Consider the following 25,329-nt stretch of genomic DNA (forward strand, 5'->3'; position numbering starts at 1 on the left):
GCGGCAATTTCGGTGGCCCGGGCCCGGTAGCGGAGTACCTTATGGCAATGGCCGATCAGCCGGACCGGGAGTGGCAGGCCCTCTCACGCGAGGGGCGCAGCGTCTTCGAGTGGGCCGCTGCCGCCAGCCGTGACCAGCCGATCGGTACTAGAGCCATACTCGTCGGAATTCTGCAGGTCGGCGACCACAAGGGCGTGGCCGACGATCTGCTGCGACGCTTCGACGCGTCAGCTCGCGACGTCCTCGATGTACTCGAGCGCAGTGAGGCACCGCTCGACGTCGCCCCCTCCGGCCCGCTATCGCTTACGAGCGAGCCGGAGCTCACCGGTGGGGCACATCGTATCCTCATCGACGCCGGCGGGCTGCGCGCCGAAACCAATCGCCCGCAGATCGACCTGGAGTGCCTGTTTGGAGCGGTTCTCCGTACCGAGAGCACTGCGCGCAGTCTACTGATGCACGCGCTACCCAACGTAAATCTGGACGATATCGCCGAGCACTACCGGCATTGGCTGGCCGAAGGTCAGGGTAGCTACGCCAAGGCCCTCGACCGCGACTTCCCGAATCTCTCACCCCAGCCTGCCGTCCCGGTGCCCAGCGGCTCCGGCAGTTCCTCCCCGACGCCACCGACACCGACGCCACCGACGCCACCGACGCCACCGACGCCACCGACGCCATCGGCTCCCCCCGACCCTGATTCACCGGGGTGGGGTTTCTTGGCAATCGTCAACCGGCACGGTCGGCGCACGACTTCGCCGTTCCAGAGAGCCGGGCTCGGGTTCGTCGCCAGCGACGGCACGATCGTGACGACCGTATCGCCGTCGATGATCACCGACATCTCACTGGGCGAAGAGAGCTTCGTCGTGCTGGAGGGAGGTGTTGACTTCGTACGGACCGTCGGCACCATGGTCGCCGCTCGTCTGACTCCGGCTCCCGACCACGACGCAGCGCTGACACCGCCGATCGCGACCGCTGAGCCAGGTAGCCGCGTGCAGTTCGTCGCAGTCTCCGAAGGCTCCGTGAAGATCATGGCCTACCTGAGTGGAACGGTCGCCGAATCGGAACTCGGTACCAACCGCTCCTTCACCGTCGTACTGGACGTTCCTCAACCTGACGACATGGTGTCGAACGGCTCCCCCATCGTCGACGCCGATGGTCAGGTCGTGGGGATTGTCGCGGCCCTTGACTTGCAGGACTCAGCTGGACTCTTCGCGTTAGGTGCAGACGTCATCACCGAGGTCCTCACCGGTAGCCCCCCGGCGCCGGATGAGCCCGACCCCTCGACCGCAGAAGCATCGCCCACGCCCCCGCTGCTCACCGTCGGGAACTCGATCGGCGCGCGAAACGATACCGTCTCCGACGAGGATCAGCTGGGCTTCCAGGTCTACGTGGATGCATTCGCGTCACTGATCATGTCCAAGGATGTCAGACCTCCTTTGACGATCGGCATCTTCGGCTCCTGGGGCATGGGTAAGTCGTTCCTGCTGGAGCACATCCGAACCACCATCGAAGAGCGCCAGCGCGAGTCGCAGCCCGGGCCCAGGATCCACAGCGTCCGGTTCAACGCTTGGGAGTACTCCTCGGCCGCGGCGATCTGGCCGGCGCTGGTGCGAAAGATCGTGAAGGAACTCGACGATCTCAGTAGCTGGCCACGGCGGAAGCGGATCTGGGCACGGATCAAGTGGAACCTTGCCCGGGAATGGCATTCGGCCCGGATCAAGATCGCCTCTGCCGCTCTGGCTCTGGGCGCGGCGTTGGCCTTCGCCGTCGGCGGTAGCGGCGTCCGGGCCGGCGTACTGAGCTTCGTCGGCCTGCTCGGCATCGGCACCGTCATCAAGGCGGCCAACGATCCGATCGCCAAATGGATCACCGCACTCTTCGCCGACAGCGACTACGGGGCCGGCCTCCCGCTGATGGCCGAGATCAAACACGATTTGGATGAGTTGCAGCGACGTCTCTACGCGCCCGCAAACGGTGCGGATCACGAGCCTGAGCAGGTGGGGCGGATCCTGGTCATAATCGACGACCTCGATCGCTGCGAGCCGGAGAAGGCAGTCGAGGTCCTGCAGGCGGTCAACCTGTTGCTGAACTTCGAGAGCTTCATCGTCTGCCTGGGCATCGACGCCCGAATCATCACCGCCGCCGTCGAGAAGCACTACGCGGGGCTACTGGGTAAGGCCGGTGCCTCCGGCTACGAATACCTCGACAAGATCGTCCAGATCCCGTTCCGAATTCCCGAACCCAACACCGAAGAGATCCAGGCGTTCCTTCGAAGTCAGCTAGCGGTAGTCGCCGAGGCCCGGCCCGAGGGGTCGACGGGCGCCGAAGGCACGCCGCCGCCGGGGACGGGCACGTTCGTCCGTTCACCGGCTCCTCCGTTGCGGCGCGGCGCCACGTCATCAGCCCAGCCGGACCGCGACGCGAACCCGGAGTCGCCCCCGGTCGCCCGCAGCGATCCCGGAGGCGGCTCGGGAACCGACTATGCCGCGCCGCCGGCCGTCTCCTTTACCGCCGACGAGCTAGCCGCGTTCGAGCTCTTCAGCGTCTACCTGCGTCCGAACCCACGTCATCTCAAACGCCTGATCAACGTCTATCGTCTGGTGCGAACACTCGGATTCGCCAAGCGGCAATCGCTTTTTCGGGAGCACCCGGCTGCGGTGATTCGCTGGCTCATCATGTGGGGCCAGTGGCCGTACACGTCTCTGACGATGCTGCGCGAGCTGGATCGCTGCAGCAGCGACGAGCGGAAGGCGATGGATGCGGCCGAGATCGATCCGATGTTGACGCTGCTGGCTCGGGTGTCGGGGTCGATCGACAAGTCGCTGGTGGGGGCCCATGACGACGACCTGGAGAAGTTGCGCGGGCTACTCAGCGTCGACGGGTGCCGTCTCTCGCTGGCCGAGATCGGGAAGGTCCGTGACTACACGCTGAACTTCAACCCGGCGGTCGAGGAGCAACTCGGCCGTGAGAGCGGACTGGCTCCGGTTGGCGACCAGATGATCTCGCCCGCGTAACACGCCTGAAACCGAAGCTTCCGAGCTTCGAAACCGAACCGCCGTTGACTAGAGGTCGACCCATTCGATCATGACTGGGGCGCGTCTAGGGTTCCGTCGCTCACGCGGGTCTGGTCCGAGAGACGCACGCACGCCGCACTCGGGGTGCGCCACGGCGGGAGAAAAGCCCGGGAGATTCGACCTCCCGGTCCGAAGCACCGGACCGGGAGCCAGACGAATTGGATGGCGCATGAGCACACTCAGTAACTTCCAGGCGATACCGGTGGTCGACGTCTCCGGCCTCTACGGAAGCACCGAAGAGCAACTGGCGGTCGCCGCCGAGCTGAGCACGGTGGCCCGCGAGGTCGGCTTCCTCTATGTCACCGGCAGTGGCGTCAGTCAGGAGCTCTTCGACGACCTGCTCGCGGTGACGAAGGAGTTCTTCGCCCTCCCACTGGAGGAGAAGATGAGGACCTATATCGGCAACTCCTCCAACCACCGCGGCTACGTGCCGACCGGCGAGGAGGGTGGCTACGACGAGGCCACGAGTGAGGCCGAGCAGAAACCGGCCGACCTCAAAGAGGCTTTCGACCTCAGCCTCGACCTGCCGGTCGACGACCCGGACTACCTGGCCGGCAACCCGATGGTCGGTCCGAACCAGTGGCCGGAACTGCCTGAGATGGCCGAGACGGTCAACCGCTACTACAACGCCGTGCTGGCCTTCGGCAAGGTACTGCTGCGCGGCTTCGCCCTCGCCCTGGGCGAGGCGCCGGAGACCTTCGACGCCATGGTCACCAAGGCGCCCAGCCAACTACGCCTCATCCACTACCCCTTTGACCCGTCCGCGGTCGACTCCCAGGGCATCGGCGCGCACACCGACTTCGAGGTCTTCACCCTCCTGAAGCCGACCAAGCCCGGCCTGGAGGTCCTCAACGGAGCCGGTGAGTGGATCGACGCGCCACCGATGGACGGCGCCTTCATAGTCAACATCGCCGACATGCTCGAGATCTGGACCAACGGCGCCTTCATCTCCACCACCCACCGGGTGCGCAAAGTCGCCGAAGAACGTTACTCATTCCCGCTCTTCTTCAACGTCGACTACGACACGCTGGTCGCCCCGCTGGAGCGCTTCCAGCGGGCCGACGGCACCAACAAGCTGCCGCTGAAAGCGGGCGAACACCTCTATGCCCAGACGGTGCAGGTCTTCGCCTACCTGCGCAAGCGCCTGGCCGCCGGGGAGATCTCGATGCCCGACGTGTGGCTTGAGACCGGCTCCTTCGGGCGCGAGGCCGACCTCAACCGGGGGGCCACCGGCGCCGCCGACCCAACCCTGGTCAGCGCCGCCGCGACGAACGGATGATCCCGGCCGAACTGACCGGCGGTTGGGTGCGCAACGGCATCGCCATCGACGGCGCCGACCCGATCGAGACCACGGTCGTCTGGTGGCTGCAGGCACCCTCCAAGCACTGCGACCTGCGCGTTCCCCAGGTCGGTACCGAGGGGGTGATGTCCTTTGCCGGCACCACGACCTGGGACGATCCGGTCCTCACCTGGCACCCGGAGATCGAGTTGGATCCGAGCATCTTTGAAGACATCGGCGTGATCAGCTGGGACGGCGAGGACATGATGGAGACCGGCTCCTTCGCCGAAGGTGGCCGGGATGTCAGCTACGTCGAACGCTGGCAGCGGCTGCCGGGCAGCGAGGGAGAGCAGTGGGCCCTCAGCTGCGCCAACGGGCGCCTGGTCCGCACCGGTTCGTATGCGCTGACCATCGTCGACGCTCGGCCGGAAGGCGGCGGTTTCGCCGCGGTCGCCTGGACGCTCGGCGGCGGCACGGACGGAATCGCCGGCTGGGCACCGCATCACAGTTGGCCGGCGCAGGCGACGCTGCCACCGCCGCCGATCACCATTGCCGACGGCGAGACGAGCGTTCTCTTGGCCGACGGCATCCTCTGGAACATTGACGAGCACCGGAAGGCAGCTGGTATCAGTGGCTGAGAAATCGCAGGCTGACAAGTTTCATCTGGCCTGGTTCCTGAACTTCGTCACCGACGACTGGAACGGAACCTGGGGCAACGGCGGGCAGGACATGTCCGGCGACTTCTATGTGGAGATGGCGAAGGATCTGGAGCGGGCCTGCTTCGACTACGTCATCATCGAGGACAAGCTGATGGTCTCGACGGCCTGGGGCGGCACGATGGAGGCCGACCTCAAGCACGGCGTGAATCCGAAGCACGACCCGGTGCCGCTGGCCGTGCTGATGGCCGCCGGCACATCCCGTCTGGGTGTGGTGCCGACGATGTCGACGTCCTTCTACCCGCCATTCCTGCTGGCCCGGCTCGCCGCCACCATCGACCACATCGCCCGTGGCCGCTTCGGCTGGAACATCGTCACCTCGGCTGAGGACCGTTCGGCCCAGAACTTCGGTATGGAGAAGCTCTACGAGCACGACGAGCGATACGCAATGGCCAATGAATACCTGGAACTCGTCACCGCCCTCTGGGACTCATGGGAGCCGGACGCCATTGTCCGCGACCGGGATACCGGCACCTTCGCCGACCACAACAAGGTGCACACCATCGACTTCGAAGGCAAGTACTACAAGTCGCGGGGTCCGCTGAACACCGTCCGCTCGCCGCAGGGGCATCCAGTGCTCTGCCAGGCCGGCGCCTCCGCGCCCGGACGGGCCTTCGCCTCGCGCTTCGCCGACACCATCGTCGCGACGGCCAACACGCCGGAGCGGATGAAGGCGTTCCGCGACGACATCCGCGCCCGACTGGTCGAGCAGGGACGAAAGCCCGATGACTGCAAGGTGCTCTTCCTCATCGCGCCGATCGTGGCCGACACCGTCGAGGAGGCGCAGGCCAAGAAGCTGCGCTGGATGTCCGACCCGATGTTCATCGAGTTGGTGCTGACCACGATGGCCTCGATCACCGAGATCGACTTCTCCGTCTTCGATCTGGATCAGCCGCTGCCCCCGGTGACCACCAATGGCGAGCGGGGTTTCCTGGAGGCGTTCGCCAAACGGGCCGAGGGGAAGACGCTGCGGCAGGCCGTTATCGACGACGGTATGGGTGGGGCCAACGACTTCGTCGGCACGCCGGAGACCGTCGCCGACAAGATGGCCGAGTTCATGGCCGAGGTGGGCGGGGACGGGTTTCTCATCACCAGCCCGGAGAAGAAGCTGAATCGCCGCTACGTCACCGAGATAACCGATGGCCTGGTCCCGGAGTTGCAGCGGCGCGGGCTGGTGCGAACGTCCTACACCCATGAGCAGTTCCGTGAGAATCTGTTGGAGTTCTGAGTAAGGTGCGGGCCTGCGTCGTAGTCGGCAATCCGAAGCTGGGGTCGCGGACGGCCGCCGCGGGTACAACCGTCGCCGCCGCGGTCCTGGAGTCGCTGGAGTCGCTTGACGTCGACGTAGATGTCGGCCTCGGGGTCTCGGTCATCGAGCTCGCCGAGCTGGGATCGTCCCTGTTTTCGTGGGGTGATCCCGGCATCGCCGCGGCCAAGTCGACGGTGCTCGGCAGCGATCTGATCGTCTTCGCCTCGCCGGTCTACAAGGCGTCCTACACCGGGTTGCTGAAGGCCTTCCTCGATCAATTCGGTCGCGACGAACTCGCCGCGCGGGCTGTGGTCCCGCTGATGGTCGGGGCGTCGCCCGCTCATTCACTGGCCGTCGAGACCCAGCTACGACCGGTGCTGGTGGAGATCGGGGCCAGCTGCCCGACCCGGGGCCTGTACCTGCTGGAGTCGCAGATCGAGGATCTCGCCCCGATCATCGACGATTGGCTCGCGCTCTGGGGCGGCGCGCTCAGGGCGGTAGTCTCCGCCGCGAGCTGAGGTCGTGTATCAATCGGAGCGTTACGCTCTCTGAGGCAGCAGGACCCGATCCGGGTCTTGATGTCGACCGATCGCGGAGCAGGGATGACGGCACTTCCGTCACATCGATTTGCCATGGCACCAGTGGCTGGCCTGCTGGCGCTGGGTGTCGCTGTGCTTCTGATCGCCGGATGCAGTTCACCCGCTCCGAGGAGCAACTCGAATCGGCGCACCTTCACCTCGACCTCGGTCGCCTCGCTCAGCGCCGACCCGAGTAGCTCGGCCGCCGCCACGGAGACGGCGTCCAGACACACCGCGATCCCGCTCTCTCCCACTCCGGCGGGGACGACCACGCCGGCGGCCTCCCCGTCCCGGGGAGCCTCGACGAGCACCCCGCCGACCGGCCGGCGGTCGGCCGCCGCCACCCCGAAGCCGCCGCGCCACACCTCCGGCCCCGCCGTCGAGACCGGCTTCGCCCCGCCCGCCCGCGAACCGTCGCGGGTCGTCAACAAGCCGCACGGCGGTGCCTCATCGGTTACCGTTCTCGCCGGCCCGACCCTGCAGAACGACTACCCACGGACGTGGGGCTTCATCGAGACCGAGCCGCCCGATCCGGCCCGGCAGTGCGCCGAGGTCAGCAACAGCGGCACCCCGCTCCCGGTGCGCCTGACGTTGACGATCGTGAACAGTGGCAGCACGTCGGATGCGAACAAGTTCAGTCTCTGGGACCCGTCCAGCGCCGACTTCAGCAACTCGCTGACCCCGGTCTGGGACTGCTACCTTGGCTCCACCTTCACCTTGACCCAGCCCGCCTCCTGCCGCAGTGGGGTGACGCTGCCCGCCGCCTCCGCTGGGCGCCCAACAGCCTGTCTGCTCGGTATTCAGACGAGCGCGGCGGCCGGAACCGACGCCGAGGCGGCGCTGCGCTACAACCTGCAGGTCACCTGCACCGGCAAGCAGGTGAGCCCCTGTGATCAGGCCGCAGTGGTGGCCCCGTCGCCGAGCCATCCGGTGGTGGTCAGTTGGACGCATCAGGTGAAGCTGCAGGCCTGCTTCGCCGCGGTGCCCACGATCGCCGACTGCCCGGCCCGGCACACCGTGCCGTGACCCCGACTCGGGCCGCCGGAACCCGCCGGCACGTCACGAATGCACCCGCGGCTGAGGACGGGCCGCCACCGCTGAGCGTGATCCTGCGCAAGGTCGCCGGTGTCATCGCCCCGACGACGCTGGTGGCGGCCCTGCTCTACTACTTCGGCTACGTCACCACCTACGCTCGCTACGCCTACTTCAACGTCGACATCTCCTCGCTGAACTTCTCCAACCAGGAACTGGCGCTGCAGAGTGTGGGGGCGCTCTACGTGCCGGCCGCGGCGCTCGCCGTCGGGGCGCTGCTGGCCTACATGGCCCGCGATGCCGTCCGGGCGGCGATCGAGAGCGAGACCCACCGACGGGCGGTCCGGTCCGCCGGGTACGCGCTGCAGCTTGCCGGTCTGCTGCTGCTGGTACGCGCCGTCGTCGGCATCCTCAGCCCGGCGCTGGCCGAACGGGAGCCGATCGGTACGACGCCGGCCTGCCTGGGATTGGGTCCGGTACTGCTGCTGGTCGGGATCCGCCTCGTTCTGGGGGCCCGGGGACGCCCGGTGCCGCCGCTGGCCGAGCGGTACCTGCGGGCCACCGCGTTCTTCGTGGTGACGGTCGCGGTGCTCAGCCTCTTCTGGCTCACCAACAGCTTCGCCGGGTACTACGGCAAGGGGCAGGCCGAGGATCTCAGCCTGCACCTGAGCCGTCGCCCGAGCGTCGTGCTGGACACGGTGGAGCCGCTCTGGTTGCACGATTCAGGCGTCGTCGAGACGCAGCTGCCCCCGTCGGCCGGGCAGCAGTTCAGGTTTCGCTACCGCGGTCTGCGGCTGCTCGTCGAGGCCGATTCGAAGCTGTTCCTCATCCCGGATCAGTGGCGATCCGGGGGGACGGTGCTGGTGCTGCCACACGACGGGTCGGTGCGTGTTCAGTTCGACACGTGAGCAATCAGACGCCGGTCGTGACTGGGCGGCCCGGCCGTTGGAGAATTGATCCGTGCGCAGGAGAGATCAGGGCTTCGAGAACATGGCCACGGTGCTGGTGAACCCAGCCGTGCTCAATGATCTGGAGCTGGCCCTGATGGCCCTGGACTTCCGGCTCTGGCGCGTCCACACGGTCGAGACGTTCGCCGACGCGCCGCAGGCCGCCTTCCAGATCCGCCGCAATCTCATCGAGTGGAGCAACGGCCGCTGGGAGATCGCCGCCGAGTGGACGCTGGTCTGGATCACCTTCGGGGAGAGCTGGCTGGATGGCGAAAATCCCATACCGTGGCCGGCTCATGCCGCTCTGTGGGATGAACTGGCCAAGTACTCGGAGCACGTCCGCTACAACCTGGGGCTGGGCGGCGTACCCAAGCTAGGCGTGCCCCGGGAGCCCTAGCGTCGTCGCGGCCCGCTTTGTCTCCCGAAGTTCCGCCTGCTCGCCAGATCTCGGATGCTCGAAGGACAAAGCGGGGGCAGGCGGGTACTTAGGACAGTGCTGCGGTCCGGGACACGCCGCCAGGCGGGTCAGCGCTTGATCGTGATCGAGACTCGGGGCGAGGTGGAGGCCAGGATCCCGGCCTTGGCCCGCACCACCGCGGTGAGGGTGGCCTGCTGCCGCAGCGCCACCTTCGCGGCGAAGGTGCCGTTGGCCGCGGTCACCACCGTCGTCAGATAAACGTTCTGCCCCTTGGAATTGCGGCCGTAGATGGCCACCGAGACCCCAGCGGCCGGCCGCACCACGCTGCCGTACCGCTTTGTCACCGAGCCGGTGTAGAGGCTGCGGACGCCGGCGGCCACCTGGGTGTGCTGAGCCTTCAGTTTGGCCGCGGTGCTCCAATTGCCGACGATCAGCGAGCCCAGCGACACCGCCGCCGCCGGTTGGGCCGTCACGCCGGCGTAGCGCGCGGTCAGGCTCATCGACGCGGTTCCGGTCAGGCTCACCGACCAGGCCCCGGTTCCGTGGACGATCGTGGTGGCCACGACCCGGGCCGCGGCGTGGGGCGGCGTTCCGTAGATGTTGACTCGGGAGGCCGGAAGGGCAGTCAGGACGCCTCCGAGCGATCGCTGTAGGTACCCGGAGAAGGTGACCACCGTGCCGTAGCCGACGTTGTGCGAACTGATGCCGGCGGTCATCCGGGTCAGGATCGGGTTCACCGTCACCGCCGTCGCCGCCGAATGGGCGGCCGTCCACGAAGCGGTCGCCGGCAGCGCTGCCGACAGCGTCCCACTGGCCTTCGGGGTGACGTTCACGCTGAAAGCGCCGGTTGCCGAGCTGATCGCGGTGGCCAGCACCGTCGCGTGACCGGCCACCGTCGCGATGATCTGCACACTGGCGACGGGAAGCGGGACACTCCCGTTGGCGCCGGCCCGGGTGACCACCCCGCTCACCGTGACCGCGACGCCGGGATTGACGACCACCCGGCTGACACTCGACGTCAATGTGGGCGCGCACAGCACGGCGGTGGCGTTGACGCTGGTGCTGCCGGCGGCGAAGGCGCCGGTTGCTTGCACATCGGCCGCGTAGATTACCGAGACGGCGCTGGTCGACGATGTGGCGGCAACACCGTCCGCCCCGGTGAGCAGGACCGAGGAGATGTCGGTCGCGGCGTCCAGGCCGATCTGCTGGCTAAAGCTCATCGCCACCCCGCGCACCGGTGTGCCGGTCAGGTGGTCGGTCACGGTGGCCCGCAGGGCGGTCGGGGCGGAGAGGCAGATCGACTGGTCGGCACCAGTCTGCCCGGCCGCGGAGAGCGTGACGTCGACGTCTCGCGGTATCGAGGGCTGGTCGAAGGCCACCGTGGCGGAGGCGGTCACGCTCGACCCGTTGCGGTCGTTGACCTGAGCCGTGATCACCGGGTCGGCCGATCCCGCGTTGCAGGTGAGCGTCGTGCTGGCCACGGTCGGCGAGCTGAACTGGCAGCCGGCATTGTCGGCGGTCCAGCGAATCGAGGTGACTGTGTCCCCGGACGGCAGGGTGACGGCGACCGAAACATCACTCGGCAGTCCGGCGACCGGCGTCCCGCTCACCGTGACCGAGGCGCTCAGCGGCACCGGGGTCGGCGTTGGAACCGGGGTTGGCGTTGGAACCGGGGTCGGCGTCGGCACGACACTGCTGCTGAAACCGGCGCTGCCATTGGGTGAACCGAGCCCGGTCGGCCCGTCCCAGCCGGTGGTCGCGGTGCAGAGCTGCGAGCCGCCGCAGCTGCCGTTGTTGCCCGACGTGACGTCGTAGAAGTTGGTGCTGTGGGCGTATGGGTAGGCATTGGCGTAGTCCGAGGCGGCGGGGGGACCGGCCAGCGCGTAGACCGCGGCAACGATCGGGGACGCGACGCTGGTCCCTCCGAAGACCCCCCATCCCCCGTAATACACGGCGACTCCGGTTGCCGGGTTCGCGACGGCCGAGACATCGGCGACGGCCCGTCCGGTGCAGCCGGTGGCGATGCCGGACTGGAACGTGGGCTTGGCCTCGTAGAGGGTGCAGCCGCTGCCGGCCCCCGACCAGGCCGACTCGCCCCAGCCCCGAGCGGAGTTCGCCGTGGTCAGGGTGGTGCCGCCGACTGCGGTGACATAGGCAGAACTGGCCGGATAATTCGTCTCGTAGCCGTCGTCACCGGTGCTGGCGGTGATCACGACACCCGCCTGCTTGTAGAAGTTGGTGTCGTAGTAGGAATCGGAGCCGGAGTCCGGACCGCCGTAGCTGTTCGAGACGTACTTCGCCCCCAACCGGACGGCGGTCTTCACTCCCGCACCCAGGCTGCTGATGTAGGAATCATTGGCCTCGACCAGGAGAATCTTGCAGTTCGGGCAGACCGCCGAGACCATCTGCACGTCGAGGGTCGTCTCCTGGGCCCAACCGCTGTCGGCGGCCGGCAGCGGAGTGGCGACACCAGTCTGGTTCACCTTCTTGAAGCAGCCATTGGCCGTCGTGCAGGCCGGCAGGCCGTACTGCGCGCGGTAGACCGCAAGGTCGGACTCGACATAGGGAGCGTCGTAGGCGTCGATGAGCGCTACCGTCTGGCCGGTTCCGCTGGTCGAGTTCAGGTTGTAGGCCGACGCGAGATCGGCCGGGCTCAGGCCGCCCGGGGCACTGGCCGGCTGCGCACTCGCAGCCGGTTGGGTGCCGTCGACCCGCACGCTCAGGCAGCGGGCCTGCCCCGGAGATGAGGCGATGGCACAGTTCGGCGTCGTCGGGACGTCGGCGACCGGCCGAGCCGGCGCGGTCAGGGCGCCCGTCGCCGAGTTGTGAGCGGGTGCAGGCGCCGGGGTGGGGTGAGCGGCCGCCGGCTGCGGCGCCGAACTGAGAGCGGGGCTGGCTTTCGGCGCTGCCGTTACGGCGGACGGCGAGGTCTCGGTCGAGCCCGACGTTGCGGTTGTCGCGGGTGGATCGGAGCTCGTCGATCCGGCAGCCGCCGTGGTCTTCGTCGGTTTCGTAGGCCCGGGGCCAAAACCGCTAGCCACGACCGATACGAGCGCGGCAACGGCGATCAGGACGATGACAGCGCGCCGCGTACGGGACGGTGCTGAGATGAATCGCAACAAGATCGAGGGCTCCTGCCGGGTTATCCGCCGATCCTCGGCGGATGAGACGACGCTAAATTATCAGGATTCTGGGCGTACATCGACTTGAAAACGGGTCATTCGACGGTCGTATGAGTTCTCTCGGGACCTCAGCTCACCGCGACCTGAGTCACTTGAGCTCGTTTCCGTGGACCGGACGCCGATTGGCAGGTGCCGGCCACTCCGATCAGAGAGCAGTTGACCACCCAGTGACCACGCTGCTGCTAGTCGCCGCCATCACCGCGTTCGTCGTCGGCGCCATGCGTTTTCTCCTCAAGGACGCCTACCGGCAGGCGGCCGCCGTGATCGACGACGCCAGAAGAGACACCGGCGAGGCGGAGTGGGAGGCGACGGCCAGCGAGGTGTCTGCCCTCACCCACGATATTGGCGCCGAGCCAGACCGGGCGCCGTTCCTCGGCTGGACCGAGATCGACGACCTTCAACTTGAACGACTGCTTCGCCAGAACAAGCCCTGACGGGTATTTATCCGCCATACCTACCGGACGGTAGGTATGGCGTTCGGAAATGTCGGATCGCCTGCTACAGTGCCCGAGCCGATCTACTTAAGGAACTCACATCAATGGCTCGTCGGGTTACGCACGGTGCACGATCTCTCCTAGTTTTGCTGGTGTCAGCGGCTGTTGCCGTGGTGGGGCTGGGCGCACCTAGCCCGGCTGGCGCTTCGGTGCCGAGTGTTCTGAGCGCCGGTCAGAGCCTCGCTACGGGAGCCTCCTTGGGCTCCCCGAACGGGGCCTACACCGCGACGATGCAGACCGACGGAAACTTCGTCGTCTACGCCGGCACCAAAGCGCTGTGGTCCACCCACACCAAAGCCACCAACGCCAGCCTCAGCATGCAGACCGACGGCAACCTCGTCATCTACAACGCCGGCAAAGCCCTCTGGTCGACCCACACCACCGGCACCTCAGCCACCCTCACCATCCAAAACGACGGCAACCTCGTCATCTACGTCGCCGGCAAAGCCCTCTGGTCCTGGCGCACCGGCCTCATCGCCCCACCCACACCCGCATCCCTCACCGCCGGGCACACACTGCCCCGCGGCGGATCACTCCTGTCGCCCAACCACGCCTACCGCACCACAATCCAGACCGACGGAAACTTCGTCGTCTACGCCGGCACCAAAGCGCTGTGGTCCACCCACACTAAAGCCACCAACGCCAGCCTCAGCATGCAGACCGACGGCAACCTCGTCATCTACAACGCCGGCAAAGCCCTCTGGTCGACCCACACCACCGGCACCTCAGCCACCCTCACCATCCAAAACGACGGCAACCTCGTCATCTACGTCGCCGGCAAAGCCCTCTGGTCCTGGCGCACCGGCCTCATCGCCCCACCCACACCCGCATCCCTCACCGCCGGGCACACACTGCCCCGCGGCGGATCACTCCTGTCGCCCAACCACGCCTACCGCACCACCATCCAGACCGACGGAAACTTCGTCGTCTACGCCGGCACCAAAGCGCTGTGGTCCAGCCACACCAAAGCCACCAACGCCAGCCTCAGCATGCAGACCGACGGCAACCTCGTCATCTACAACGCCGGCAAAGCCCTCTGGTCGACCCACACCACCGGCACCTCAGCCACCCTCACCATCCAAAACGACGGCAACCTCGTCATCTACGTCGCCGGCAAAGCCCTCTGGTCCTGGCGCACCGGCCTCATCCCACCGCCGGTCCTGACCGCGAAACCCCTAGCTTCAGCTGCGATCGTGTACACCGACGAGACCACCATCGTCGTCGCGTGGCTGCTGCGGACCGGGGTCACCAGCGGCCAGGTGATGGTCCGCCGAGCAGTCGGCGCGGTCGCCCCGACCAGCCCGACATCGGGCACTCTTATCGGCGATGTAACGGCGACCGAGGGGTACGTCACCGACACCTCAGTCGCCCATAACGTCACCTACTCCTACGCCCTCTTCCCGCACGACGCGAGCGGATACGCAGCACGCTCCACCGTCACCGGCACCACAGCACTGAGCTGGAACCAGACCGCAACGATGTATCCGGATAACTACAACGACATCTCCTGCCCGTCCACCACGCTCTGCGTCGGCGTCGACACCAAGGGTTCAGCCGCGACCACCACCGACAACGGCGTCACCTGGTCGACCCCGGTCCAGGTCGACTCCAACGACGGCGGCCTCAGCTCCGTCTCCTGCGCCACCACCACGTTCTGCGTTGCCGTCGATTTCTACGGCAACGCCTTCATCTACAACGGAACCAACTGGAGCGGCGCCCAGGACATCGACGGCGACAACGCGATCAGTAGCGTCTCCTGCCCGACGACAACGTTCTGCCAGGTTGTGGACTTCAACAGCAACGCCGTCGTGTACCACAGCGGCACCTGGTCGAGCCCGACACTTATCTCGGCAAACAAGAGTTTCATCACCGTCTCCTGCGCTACTGCCAGCTTCTGCGCGGCGGTCGACTACACCGGCGACGCAACGATCTACAACGGCTCCGCCTGGGGCACCCTCAAGAACATCGATGGAACCCACCGCGTCACCACCGTCTCCTGCACGACGGATCTCTTCTGCGCCGCGGTCGACGACTCCGGGAATGCGATTATCTACAAGAGCGGTCAGTGGGGTCAGGTGACCGACGTCGAAGGCCCGTCACGCCCGAACTACGAGATCTACGAGGTTTCCTGCAAGAGCTCGACGTTCTGTGTCGGCATCGACTTCGATGGCAGCCCCTACGATTCGAGCACGGCCTGGGCCTTCAACGGCACCACGTGGACGAACGCGGGTAGCGGGCTGACCTTGGACGGCGCCACCACCATCGACTGCGCGTCGACGACGTCCTGTATCGCGTCGGACTACAAGGGGCACACCGCGACTTACAATGGCGCCTCGTGGTCAGCGGCCCATCTCGCCTGGATGCCATCGGCCCCGCAGCGAGGGGTAACCGATATTTCCTGCTCGTCAGCCGCGTTCTGCATGGCGGTAGACGACACCACCACCGCCTACACCTTCGTCAACGGCCACCTCGATGGATCCACGACGGCTCCTACGGCGGACGGTCTCACGTCCGTCTCGTGCAAGTCAGCGACCTTCTGCCTCGCCATCACCGGCACGATCTCGAGCCCAATGTCGACGATCTACAACGGCAGCACATGGAGCACTCCGGTGTCCGTCGGAAACACCTCGGACGATTCGGTCTCCTGTGTCTCGACATCCTTCTGTGTCGCGGCCGGTCCGAACCAGACAGATATCCGGGTCTTCAACGGCAGTAGCTGGGCGAATGTGCCGGGCTACACCGGCAGCCCGGTTTCATGCGTCTCGTCGACGTTCTGCGCCACCGTGACGTCGGGCGACGTCGGCTTCTACATCGACGGGACCTGGTACGGCGGCAACGTCGATGGATCCAATCTCACCGGAATCTCCTGTGCCTCCGCAACGTTCTGCGTCGCGGTCGACCAAGAGGGGAACGCCCTTGCGTTCAACGGCGATTCGTGGAGCAGCCAGGAGGTCACCGGCGACCAGAGCGTCGCGTTGGTGTCCGTCTCCTGCGCATCAACCACGTTCTGCTCGGCGGTCGACGGCAGCGGAGCGGTCTACGGCTTTAACGGAACGTACTGGGTTAGCTACGCGGACGTCTCCTACGGCCTGACCGTTAAGGCAATCTCGTGCCCGTCACCGACGTTCTGCGCGATGGCCGACACGGCCGGGAACTTCTACATCGGCAACTAACCGCTGCCCCTCCGTCCCGCGACGGCGTGCCCGCTCAGAGCACGCCCCGCGGTCGGAACTGCACGCTGATCCGCGGACCGATGGGGCGGGTCGTCTTCGGGACGGCATGCTCCCAGGTGCGCTGGCAACTGCCGCCCATCACCACCAGATCGCCGTGCCCGACCTCGTAGCGACGCGACGCCCCACCCCCGCAGGGACGCAGCATGAGCGCCCGGGGCGCGCCGAGCGACAGGATCGCCACCATGGTGTCCTCGGTGTTGCCCCGGCCGATCCGGTCGCCGTGCCAGGCCACGCTGTCCCGCCCGTCCCGGTAGAGGCAGAGGCCGGCAGTGCGGAACGGCTCCCCCAGTTCGGCGATGTAGTGCTCGTCGAGAACGCACTTCGCCAGGTTCAGCGACTCGTCCGGCAATGCGTCATCCTCGCCGAAGAAGGCCAGCAGTCGCGGCACATCCACGACCCGCTCGTACATGACCCGACGCTCCTCGTGCCACTCCACGTCGCGCCGGAGCCGTTCGAAGAGCAGGTCGGCCCCACCCAGCCAGGAGCGCCGAATATCAAGCCAGGCGCCATTGCCGAGCTGGTCGCGCTCGACGGCCCGACCCAGCGCCCGCACACTGACCTCCTCCTCGCCGCCGAAGAGGGAGCTCTGAAAGCACTCAGCCGCTGCCGTCATGCCGGTAGCCTACCGCAGATCTAGCACGTACGTTCGAAATGTTGGGCGGGTGTGTCGCTGACCGACCTCAGTTCTCGGTGAAGGTGAGTTGCGCTCCGGTCGTCGCGGTGATGGTCGCCGGCGCGCTGGCCGGCGTGAAGGTCTTCCCCGACAGCGTCGGAGTGACCGTGTAGGTGCCGGCCGAGAGCGCCGAGAAGGCATAGTTTCCATGCACATTCGTGGTAGCCGTCGATGTGATCGGTCCGCTCGCGGTGACCGTCGCCGTCGTCACCTCCACGCCCCCCGGCCCCACCAGCTTGACCGTGATGTAGGGCGCCTTAACCAGGAAGAAACTGTCGGAGGTGACGGCGGTCGCGGCGATGTTCGTCGTGTACGACGCCGGCGCCGAGGCCGCATATCCGCTCAGCGCCGCCGTCATGGTGTACGCACCCGCGGTGGTGGCCGGGACGGCGTAGTAACCGAGCGAGTTGCTCGTCACCGTGACCGTCGGCAGCCCACCGCCGGCCCGGGTGATGGTCGCCCCGGCCAGGGCCGCCCCGGCGGAGCTGATCTTGCCGCCGATGATCACGCCCGTGTAGCCGATGATCGACTGGCTGCCGATCGACTTGCCGGCCACCGTCACCGGCACCGAAGCCGGTAGATAGGTACGTCCGAGACCGGAAGGGGTCAGCGTGTACGAACCCGAGACCGCGTTCGGTATCGAGTACGTCCCATCGGCCGCCGTCGTCACCGCGACCGTGGGCTGGTTGTTGCCGGTGCGGGTGACCGTGGCTCCGGAGACGGCCGCGCCGGCCTGGTCGCGCACGGTGCCGGTGATGGAGAAGGTGTCGATCGGATCCAGGTAGCCGTAGGCGTAACTGCTGTACGGCGCGACGCCGACCGGTGACGGATTCTCCAGCAGCAGCCCGAAGTACTTGGTCGCGCTGGCCGTGTGATCACCCTTGACCGTCGTCGAGACCGTCGCGCTGGTCTGGCCCGGGGCGAAGGTGAGCGAGCCGGTAATCGGCGCGTAGTCCTTCCCGGCGATCGCCGACTCGTCGACCGTGCGGTAGTCCACGGTGACCGGCACCAGCTGCGCCGGGATCAGGGAGACCTTGAACGTCATGGTGGTCGAGCCCGAGGTGCCGCGGACCACTGACTTGTCGGCACCCGAGGTGATGACACCACCCGGCTGCGGGTCGAGGATCACCCCGTAGCCGTAGGAGCGTTGCAGGGTAACCGGGCCGCTGGTCTGCGAGACCCCGAGCGTGAAACTCTGCGGGGCCGACGCGTACTGCTGCGCCAACACCGGCACGGTCACCGTCTTACTCGTCTGGCCGGGGGTGAAGGTGAGCGTTCCCCGTACCGGTGTGTAGTCGTGCTCGGCGAGCGCACTCGAGTCCGCGGTGGCGTAGGACATGGTCACGGTGCTGGTGGCGGCCGGCAGCAGCGAGACGGTGAAGGTGGCCGTCGTCGTGCCACTCACCGGCGCGATCACCGTCGCGTCGCTCACCGTCGCGTAGGAGAGGCCGCTGGTCGGAGCCACCGTGTCGACGATCTCGCCGTAGCCGGTTGCGCGCAGAATGCTGGCGTTCACCGCGGATCCCAGGCTGAAGTAGTAGTAGCGATCGGCCGTGCTGGACGCATTCGCCGTGATCGGCACGGTGACCGTCTGGCTGGTCGTGCCGGGGGCGAAGGTGAGCGTTCCGGAGGTCGCAGTGAAGTCGGTGCCGGCGACCGCGCTGCCGTTGCTCGTCGAGTAGTTGACCGTCACGGTGGTCGTACTGGCCGGCGAGAGGGTCACGGTGTACGTCGCGTTCTTGGTGCCGGTCGCCTGCCGGGTCACCGTCGAGTCGCCGACCGAGAGCTGCGGCGTGACCGCCTGGTAGAGGATCGTGGCGGTGGATGTAGCGCGGCCGACGTAGGCATTTGTCGGCGTGTTCAGTGAGAGGTAGAAATACGACGACCCGACCGAGACGGTATTCGCCGCGACCGGCACCGAGACGGTGAGACTGGTGACGCCGGCTGCGAAGGTGGCGATGCCGCTGGTCGCGGTGTAGTCGGTGCCGCTGACCGCGCTGCCGTTCGAGGTCGCGTACTTCACCGTCACGGCGTTGCTGTTCGGGGCCCCCAGACCGATGGTGAAGACGGCGTTGGTCGCGGCCGCCGAGGCGACCACCGCGGTGTCAGTCACCGAGACCACGGGCACCACCGTGTTACTGATGATGTAGCCGTAACCGTAGTTGTTCGACAGCAGCGCATTGGTGGCTGAGGAGATGTTCAAGTAGAAGTAGAGCTGCGCGGAGTAGACGGCCAACTTCGGGATCGACACCTTCACGCTCGCCGTCGTGGCCCCGGCGGGGATGGTCAGGGTGCCGCTGGCCGCGGTGTAGTCGGTGCCGGCGACGGCCGAACCGTTGGAGGTCGAGTAGGTGACGACAACCGGATTCACCGACGGAGCCGAGAGGGTGATCGGGAAGGTCATCGTCGCCGTACCGAGGGCTGAGCGGTAGGCCGACGCGTCACCGATGGCCAGCACCGGCGGGTAGTTCTGGTTGCGAATGGTGCCGTAGGCCGAGGCGGTGTCGATCCGGCTGTTGGTCGGCGACGAGATGGTGAGCCCGAATGACTTGTCCGCGCCTGGCAACTTGCTGGCGATGAGCGGAACGCTGATCACCTTCGAGGTCTCCCCCGGGGCGAAGGTCAGCGTGCCGGCCTGGGCGGTGTAGTCGGTGCCGGCGACCGCGGAGTTGTTGAAGGTCGCGTACTGGACGGTGGCCGTGCTGCCACTGGCCGGCGACAGCGTGACCGTGTAGTTCATCGTGGCGCTGCCAGTGGACGGGAGAATCGCACTGGAGGTGTTGACCGACAACCACGGCGACTGCTGGCTGGCGGCGGCCGCCTCGATGACGCCCTTGTTGTAGCTGTTGGTCAGCGTCCCCGCTGAGTTGTTGCTGATGTTCAGGTAGAAGAACGGGTCACCGGTCGGGATCTGGTTGCCAAGCACCGGGACGGTGACGGTGGTCGAGGTCGCACCGGCGGCGATGGTCGCCGTTCCCGAGGTCGCCGTGTAGTCGGTGCCGGCGATCGCCGAGCTGTTCGAGGTCGCGTAGGACATGGTGAGGGCGGTCGTGGGGGCAGGCTGCGCGGTGATGGTGAAGCTCATCGTCGCGGTCCCGCTGGTCGGCTTGATGATGCCGGCCGCACGCACCGCGATCTGCGGCGTCGACGCACCGGGGCTCACGATCGTCACGTAGGCGTTGGCCAGTACCGCCGCCCCGGCTGACGGGTTGTTGATGTTCACCGAGAAGTACTTCGGAGTGCTCGTCGTCGCGTTGCCGTTGATCGTCACCGGGATAGTGGCGCTGGTGACCCCGGCGGCGAAGGTGATGGTGCCACGGGTGCCGACGTAGTCCGTCCCGGCGACGGCGCTGCCGTCGGAGGTGTAGTAGTCGAAGGTCGCAGCCACCGTGGAGGCGGTGATGAGGCGCACCGGCACCGAGACGACCGAGGTACCCGAGGCCGGCTTGCTGACGCCGACGTTGTCGACGACCGCCTGGGCGACCCGGTCCGGGTTGGTGATGTAGCCGTAGCCCGTCCCGTCCAGCACGGTGGCGTTGGTCGGCGAGCTGAGCCCGAGACTCAAGTACCAGGACTGCTCCGGCGGCACGTGCCCGAGCAGCGCCACGCTGACCACCTGGCTCGTGGTGCCGGGGCTGAAGGAGAGCGTCCCGTTCTGCGCGGTGTACTCGAGCCCGGCCCGCGCGTTTCCGTTCGCGGTGCGGTAGCGGACGGTCACGATATTGGTGCTGGCCTGGCTCAGAGTGACGGTGAACGTGATCGAGCCCGCCGCGCCGGTCGCGTTGTTGGCCGCCGTGTCGGCCACGCTGACGAACGGGGCGGGGGTGTCGTCGATGATCGTGCCGTAGGCGGTGCCGCGGATGATCGTGCCGTAGGAGGCGCTGGTCAGCTGGAAATTGAAGTAGCGATTGCCGCTGGCGATCGCGTTGCCGGTGATGGTCACCGTCACGACGGAACTGACGACGCCCGGCGAGAAGCTCGCGACCCCGGTCCGGGCGGTGTAGTCCCGTCCGGCGATGGCGGTGCCGTCAGCGGTCGCCCAGTTCACCGTGACGGTGTTGGTGGAGGGGTGAGTCAGCCGGATGGTGAACGCGACCGTGGTGGTACCCGTCGTGGGCTTCAGCACGCCGGTGTCGGCGACCGTCACCTGCACCGGCGAGTCGGCGCCGGCCGGCGTCGTCCCGGCGAAGAGGGGCAGTAGCAACGCGACAACGGCGGTGAGCAGGAACGAGAGGCGCGTGAATCTCTTCGACGAGCGGCGGGACGAACGGTGGCGCGACATGACAGGACCCCTGACCTAGAACATGAGAGCAGAACATGAGAGCAGAACATGAGAGTTCGGAACGAATGGCGCGCTGGGCGCGCGGAAGTATGGCGAGTCCGGCGAGGACCGGAAATCGTTTAGCGTATGGAGCGCGCGTTGGGGGTTACGCACCAGGATGCACGCGGTCGCGGGGTGGAGATCGAATCCATTCGCATGGCGACTGCGAAACGCAACATCTCACGAATAGCACCTGCGCACAAGGCATGAATTAAATACCATCGCGTCGAGTGGATTCCGCGACGCCGGGAATTCCGGCCACGATTTCAACAATTTGTTAAGTCTGTGTTATGACGAAATTGGCGGACGAAATTTACGTCCCTTTAACGACGCGCCCTCGAATCACTTGCAGTGATCGCCCATCTCTATGGGTAGTTGAGCGCTAGACCACTTACCCTCGCACAAGCGGACGTACCGCTGTGACTAAGAACGCCCGGCGTGGGGCATTGCCTAATCAAGTAAGCCAAATCATCAGTGGCGAGATTGCGGAAGCTTGATCGTCTTCTTTGCGCCGCGAGCCGCTGACGGTGGTGGCACCATCGGCCCGATATCGCCGTCCGGTGCCTCATCCAGGTCGACGATCACCGGCGCGTGGTCACTCGGCCCGGTCCCCTTGCGGGCCTGCCGGTCGATCCAGGCCGCCACGGTCCGTCCGGCGACCGGGGGTGAGGCCAGAACCAGGTCGATGCGCATTCCCAAGTTCTGATGGAACATTCCAGCCCGGTAATCCCAGTAGCTAAAGACCTTCTCGTCCGGCCAGCGCTCGCGCACGACGTCATGCAGGCCCAGCTTCAGCAGTTCTCCCAGCGCTGCCCGCTCCGGTGCGGTGACATGGGTCTGGTCGACGTAGGCCCCCGGGTCGAAGACGTCGGCATCGGTCGGAGCGATGTTCATGTCGCCGCAGACGAGTGCAGCATCAGGACCCTCCGCAACGTCCTCCCGCAGAGCCGCGAGCCAGGCCAGCTTGTACTCGTAGTGATCGGAGCCGACGCTGCGACCGTTCGGAACGTAGAGCGAATGCACGCGGATGCCGCCGCAGGTGCCGGAGATGGCCCGGGCCTCCGGATCGGGGAAACCCGGCGCGCCGGGGATGCCACGGACGACGTCATCGAGGCCGACCTTGGACAGCAGCGCCACGCCGTTCCACTGCGCCTGCCCGTAGTAGGCGCCCTGATAGCCGCGAGCGGCCAGCTCGTCGTCGAGGAGCTCCGCGATTGCTGCGTCGTTCAGCTTCGTCTCCTGCAGGCAGACGATGTCCGGCTGCCGTTCGTCCAGCCACGGCAGGAATCTCGGCATGCGCTGTTTGATCGAGTTGACGTTCCAGGTCGCTATCCGCACCAATCCAACCTAGTCCGACCGCCGTCGCCACGACCCCGGGGACGCACCCACTACGTTGGACACCGTGCCCGAACTACCTGAGGTCGAGTCCGCCCGCAGCGTCATCGAACGGGCCGCGTTGCATCGCGTGATCGTCGACGTGGACGATTCGGACACCTACGAATGCCGCCCGCACTCGCCGGGAGAGATCCGCAGCGCGCTCCTGGGCCGCAGCCTGACGGTCGCCCATCGCCAAGGCAAGAGCATGTGGTGTGACACCTCCGGCGTCGGCCGGTCGAAGTCGCCCGGTCCGACCTTGGGGATCCACCTCGGCATGTCGGGCAAGATCGTCATCGCCGACGGCCAGGGCAGCGAGGTCGACGGAGGCGACTACTGGGAGCGCGGACGGGCGGCCGGCGACTACCGATTCTCCCGCTTTTCATTGGCGTTCGCCGACGGTGGCCGACTGCTACTCATCGACCCGCGCCGCCTGGGACGGGTTCGTCTCGATCCACCCGTCGAGCGCCTCGGACCGGACGCCCGCCAGATCACCGGCCCGCAGTTTCGCGCCATGCTGGCTCGGGGCAGCGCGCCGGTGAAGGCGCGGCTGCTCGATCAGGAGGCGGTCGCCGGCATCGGCAACCTGCTGGCCGATCAGGCCCTCTGGCTGGCCAAGCTCAACCCGTCCCGTCCGGTGAACACGCTGGATCGTTCCGAGACCGACCGTCTCTACCGGGCGGTGCGTCGCGCAGTTGGTGCGGCCATCGACGGCGGCGGCGTGCACACACTCTCGATCATTCCGTTCCGCACGCATGATGCGCACTGCCCGCGGTGCGGATCGGTCATGAAACGCGGGACGGTGGGCGGCCGCACCACCTGGTGGTGTGCCCGCGAGCAGGCGTGAGCTAGGCCTTCGGGGGTTTCTTACGCCCGCTGCGCGACGACGAGCAGGTACTCCCACTCCATGACTCCACTGGCGGCTCCGAAGCGCTCGGCGAGTTCGATCAGGGCTCGATCCAGGTCGGCTGTGCGCTGCGGGTCGTCGGCGACGTTGCGATAGGCGGCGATGGTCGGACCGTAGAAGGTCGCGAAGAACTCTCGGAATATCGCGGCGGAGGCGAAGCGGTCGACTCTCAGCACCCGCCGCTCGGCCTGCAGATCAGTGGCCTCCGCACCCAGTAGCGACCGGATATGCTCCTCGTCGCCCCACAGCGGGCCCGGCGTGGCACCCGGAGGCGGGGCCGCCGCGAAGGGCTTCAGGGCGGCGAACATCTGACCGATGAAGCCGCTGGGCGTCCAGTTGATCAGCCCGATCCGGCCACCGGGACGGCAGACCCGAAGGAGCTCGTCGGCCACCGGCTGGTGGAACGGCGCGAACATGACTCCGAGGCAGGAGAGCACCACGTCGAACGCGGCGTCTTCGAATGGCAGGTGTTCGGCGTCGGCCTCCTGCCACTGCACCGGCAACGAAAGTCCGGCGGCGCGTTCCCGTCCGATCTGCAGTAGTTCCGGGGTGAGGTCGGTTGCCAGCACCTGAGCCCCGGCCCGGGCCGCGGGAAGGCTGGCGTTGCCGGAACCGGCCGCGACATCCAACACCGTCTCGCCCGGTTGCACCGCGGCTGACTCGACGAGGACACCGCCGAGCTCACCGACCACCTCGGTGGCTACCCGGTCGTAGTCCCCCATTGCCCACATTGCCCGGTGCTTGGCCTTGATCGGGTCCAGCACCATTGCCGCCTGCTCCATCGTCGTACTCCTCAGCTCGAATCCGGCCGCCGATCGGCGACGTATCCGAACGCTAAGGCTGGGGCAGGCACCCATACATCGGTGTCACTACGCATCTTCCGTCACGCTCGGCGCCTCAGTTGGCGGTCAACGCGTAGTGCTTACCGGGTGTGTCCCATTTGTTTGGGACTGCGGTGGCCGGCGTCGACGGCATCGTAGGCCGCATGCCGTACTCAAATGACCTGACAGACGAGCAGTGGGCGCTGCTGGAACCGGTGTTCAACACGCCTGGCAAGCGCGGGCCTCAGCACGCACCGGACCTGCGGCGGGTGGTGGACGCGCGGTGCCTCCAACGGCGGGCTCACCTTCCACGCCCGAGGATGCCCCTACGGCCGCACGAAGGGCGCCAAGCGCCTCGTGGCGGTCGAGGCGCACTCCCTGCCGCAGCGTGACTGCGCACGGAATGCGGCAGAAGAGTGCGTTGGCTGTGCTATGACTGAAGGTGGATCTGGCGGTCCGCATGATCCGGCGAAGGATGATGGCGAAGGATCGCCGATCTCCATCCCCCGCATGCAACAGCCCACTGTTCAGCCCTCGCGAAAGAGACCACATCATGGCCTTCAAGGACCAGCCTTCATACATCATCAAGATGCGCGCGAAGCCCGGAAAGGGCGACCGCCTATTCGAACTGGCGACCATCGGCATGACGAAGTCGGACTCGTCCGACCGGTTCATCATGCTTCGCGAGGACGCCGACCCCGACGTGCTCTGGAACATCGAGGTATTCCGCTCCGTCGAAGCCAAAGACGCTTACGAGTCCAGCGACATGGCCGACGAACTTCGCGACGAGATCATCGACCTGCTCGCCGAGCCGCCGGTCCGGATCGAAGCACACCCATACGCGGCCATCCCGGCCCTGCCGGGCGACACCGAGTAGGCGATACCGGCGGACCTGCCCGAGTCCGCACACGCTCATCGGCATGAGAGTGCGTTTGGGCTTCATGGCCCGAGCCGGTCCCGAAATGGGACACGCCCAGTTAGCCCCCACTCGCCTCGGTGCGTGCGCTATCGGTGCGCTGGCCTCGCGCTGTCGT

General features: G+C 66.8%; 17 protein-coding genes and 1 riboswitch. Of the genes, 12 read left to right on the forward strand and 5 right to left on the reverse strand.

The window, feature by feature from the left end:
- Window positions 1–47: 47 nt before the first annotated feature.
- The 8 genes from CPH63_RS19915 (at window position 48) to CPH63_RS19950 (ending at window position 9,269) form a co-directional block, all read left to right on the forward strand.
- On the forward strand, window positions 48–3,011 hold the full coding sequence (locus CPH63_RS19915; protein WP_157749675.1) for a P-loop NTPase fold protein: 2,964 nt from the start codon (window positions 48–50) through the stop codon (window positions 3,009–3,011).
- Between the two features lie 74 nt (window positions 3,012–3,085).
- Window positions 3,086–3,187: riboswitch (guanidine-I (ykkC/yxkD leader) on the forward strand.
- Between the two features lie 53 nt (window positions 3,188–3,240).
- A complete protein-coding gene (locus tag CPH63_RS19920) occupies window positions 3,241–4,350 on the forward strand; it encodes an isopenicillin N synthase family oxygenase (RefSeq protein WP_096304501.1) in 1,110 nt (369 codons plus the stop codon).
- Window positions 4,347–4,988 (forward strand): hypothetical protein, encoded by a 642-nt coding sequence (locus CPH63_RS19925; protein ID WP_096304502.1) that lies wholly within the window; start codon window positions 4,347–4,349, stop codon window positions 4,986–4,988. The genes CPH63_RS19920 and CPH63_RS19925 overlap by 4 nt, the downstream gene beginning before the upstream one ends.
- The gene (locus CPH63_RS19930; protein ID WP_096304503.1) at window positions 4,981–6,294 is read left to right on the forward strand and encodes an NtaA/DmoA family FMN-dependent monooxygenase; all 1,314 of its coding nucleotides are present in this window, start codon (window positions 4,981–4,983) and stop codon (window positions 6,292–6,294) included. Before CPH63_RS19925 ends, CPH63_RS19930 begins: the two co-directional genes overlap by 8 nt.
- A 5-nt stretch (window positions 6,295–6,299) precedes the next feature.
- On the forward strand, window positions 6,300–6,833 hold the full coding sequence (locus CPH63_RS19935; RefSeq protein ID WP_197704460.1) for an NADPH-dependent FMN reductase: 534 nt from the start codon (window positions 6,300–6,302) through the stop codon (window positions 6,831–6,833).
- Between the two features lie 114 nt (window positions 6,834–6,947).
- On the forward strand, window positions 6,948–7,919 hold the full coding sequence (locus CPH63_RS19940) for a hypothetical protein (RefSeq protein WP_157749676.1): 972 nt from the start codon (window positions 6,948–6,950) through the stop codon (window positions 7,917–7,919).
- Window positions 7,916–8,833, forward strand: coding sequence for a hypothetical protein (locus CPH63_RS19945; protein ID WP_096304506.1), 918 nt, complete (start codon window positions 7,916–7,918; stop codon window positions 8,831–8,833). Before CPH63_RS19940 ends, CPH63_RS19945 begins: the two co-directional genes overlap by 4 nt.
- Before the next feature lie 52 nt (window positions 8,834–8,885).
- Window positions 8,886–9,269: a hypothetical protein gene (locus CPH63_RS19950; RefSeq protein ID WP_197704461.1), complete on the forward strand. Its 384-nt coding sequence runs from the start codon at window positions 8,886–8,888 to the stop codon at window positions 9,267–9,269.
- 128 nt (window positions 9,270–9,397) lie between these two features.
- Here CPH63_RS19950 and CPH63_RS22855 read toward each other — a convergent pair whose 3' ends face one another.
- On the reverse strand, window positions 9,398–12,331 hold the full coding sequence (locus tag CPH63_RS22855) for a S53 family peptidase (protein WP_206745596.1): 2,934 nt from the start codon (window positions 12,329–12,331) through the stop codon (window positions 9,398–9,400).
- 308 nt (window positions 12,332–12,639) lie between these two features.
- On the opposite strand from CPH63_RS22855, the gene CPH63_RS19960 reads away from it, so the two are divergent.
- The gene (locus tag CPH63_RS19960) at window positions 12,640–12,906 is read left to right on the forward strand and encodes a hypothetical protein (protein WP_096304508.1); all 267 of its coding nucleotides are present in this window, start codon (window positions 12,640–12,642) and stop codon (window positions 12,904–12,906) included.
- A gap of 257 nt (window positions 12,907–13,163) precedes the next feature.
- Complete coding sequence (locus CPH63_RS19965) at window positions 13,164–16,139, forward strand: hypothetical protein (RefSeq protein ID WP_172892246.1); 2,976 nt, start codon at window positions 13,164–13,166, stop codon at window positions 16,137–16,139.
- A gap of 34 nt (window positions 16,140–16,173) precedes the next feature.
- Here the strand turns inward: CPH63_RS19965 and CPH63_RS19970 are convergent, their stop codons facing one another.
- The 3 genes from CPH63_RS19970 to CPH63_RS19980 all read right to left on the reverse strand — a co-directional run bounded on the left by CPH63_RS19970 (window position 16,174) and on the right by CPH63_RS19980 (window position 22,531).
- Window positions 16,174–16,812: an alpha-ketoglutarate-dependent dioxygenase AlkB gene (locus CPH63_RS19970; protein ID WP_096304510.1), complete on the reverse strand. Its 639-nt coding sequence runs from the start codon at window positions 16,810–16,812 to the stop codon at window positions 16,174–16,176.
- Between the two features lie 67 nt (window positions 16,813–16,879).
- On the reverse strand, window positions 16,880–21,154 hold the full coding sequence (locus CPH63_RS19975; protein ID WP_096304511.1) for an S-layer family protein: 4,275 nt from the start codon (window positions 21,152–21,154) through the stop codon (window positions 16,880–16,882).
- Window positions 21,155–21,664: 510 nt separating this feature from the next.
- On the reverse strand, window positions 21,665–22,531 hold the full coding sequence (locus tag CPH63_RS19980) for an exodeoxyribonuclease III (RefSeq protein WP_096304512.1): 867 nt from the start codon (window positions 22,529–22,531) through the stop codon (window positions 21,665–21,667).
- A 64-nt stretch (window positions 22,532–22,595) separates the two neighbouring features.
- Between CPH63_RS19980 and CPH63_RS19985 the strand changes: the two genes are divergently transcribed.
- Window positions 22,596–23,414, forward strand: a complete 819-nt coding sequence (locus tag CPH63_RS19985) for a DNA-formamidopyrimidine glycosylase family protein (RefSeq protein ID WP_096304513.1) — start codon at window positions 22,596–22,598, stop codon at window positions 23,412–23,414.
- A gap of 20 nt (window positions 23,415–23,434) precedes the next feature.
- On the opposite strand, the gene CPH63_RS19990 is transcribed toward CPH63_RS19985, so the two are convergent.
- Window positions 23,435–24,256: a class I SAM-dependent methyltransferase gene (locus CPH63_RS19990; protein ID WP_096304514.1), complete on the reverse strand. Its 822-nt coding sequence runs from the start codon at window positions 24,254–24,256 to the stop codon at window positions 23,435–23,437.
- Window positions 24,257–24,848: 592 nt separating this feature from the next.
- On the opposite strand from CPH63_RS19990, the gene CPH63_RS20000 reads away from it, so the two are divergent.
- A complete protein-coding gene (locus CPH63_RS20000) occupies window positions 24,849–25,172 on the forward strand; it encodes a putative quinol monooxygenase (protein ID WP_096304516.1) in 324 nt (107 codons plus the stop codon).
- The last annotated feature ends 157 nt before the right edge of the window (window positions 25,173–25,329 follow it).

It is taken from the genome of Jatrophihabitans sp. GAS493 (genome assembly GCF_900230215.1).
Taxonomy (GTDB): Bacteria; Actinomycetota; Actinomycetes; order Mycobacteriales; family Jatrophihabitantaceae; genus MT45.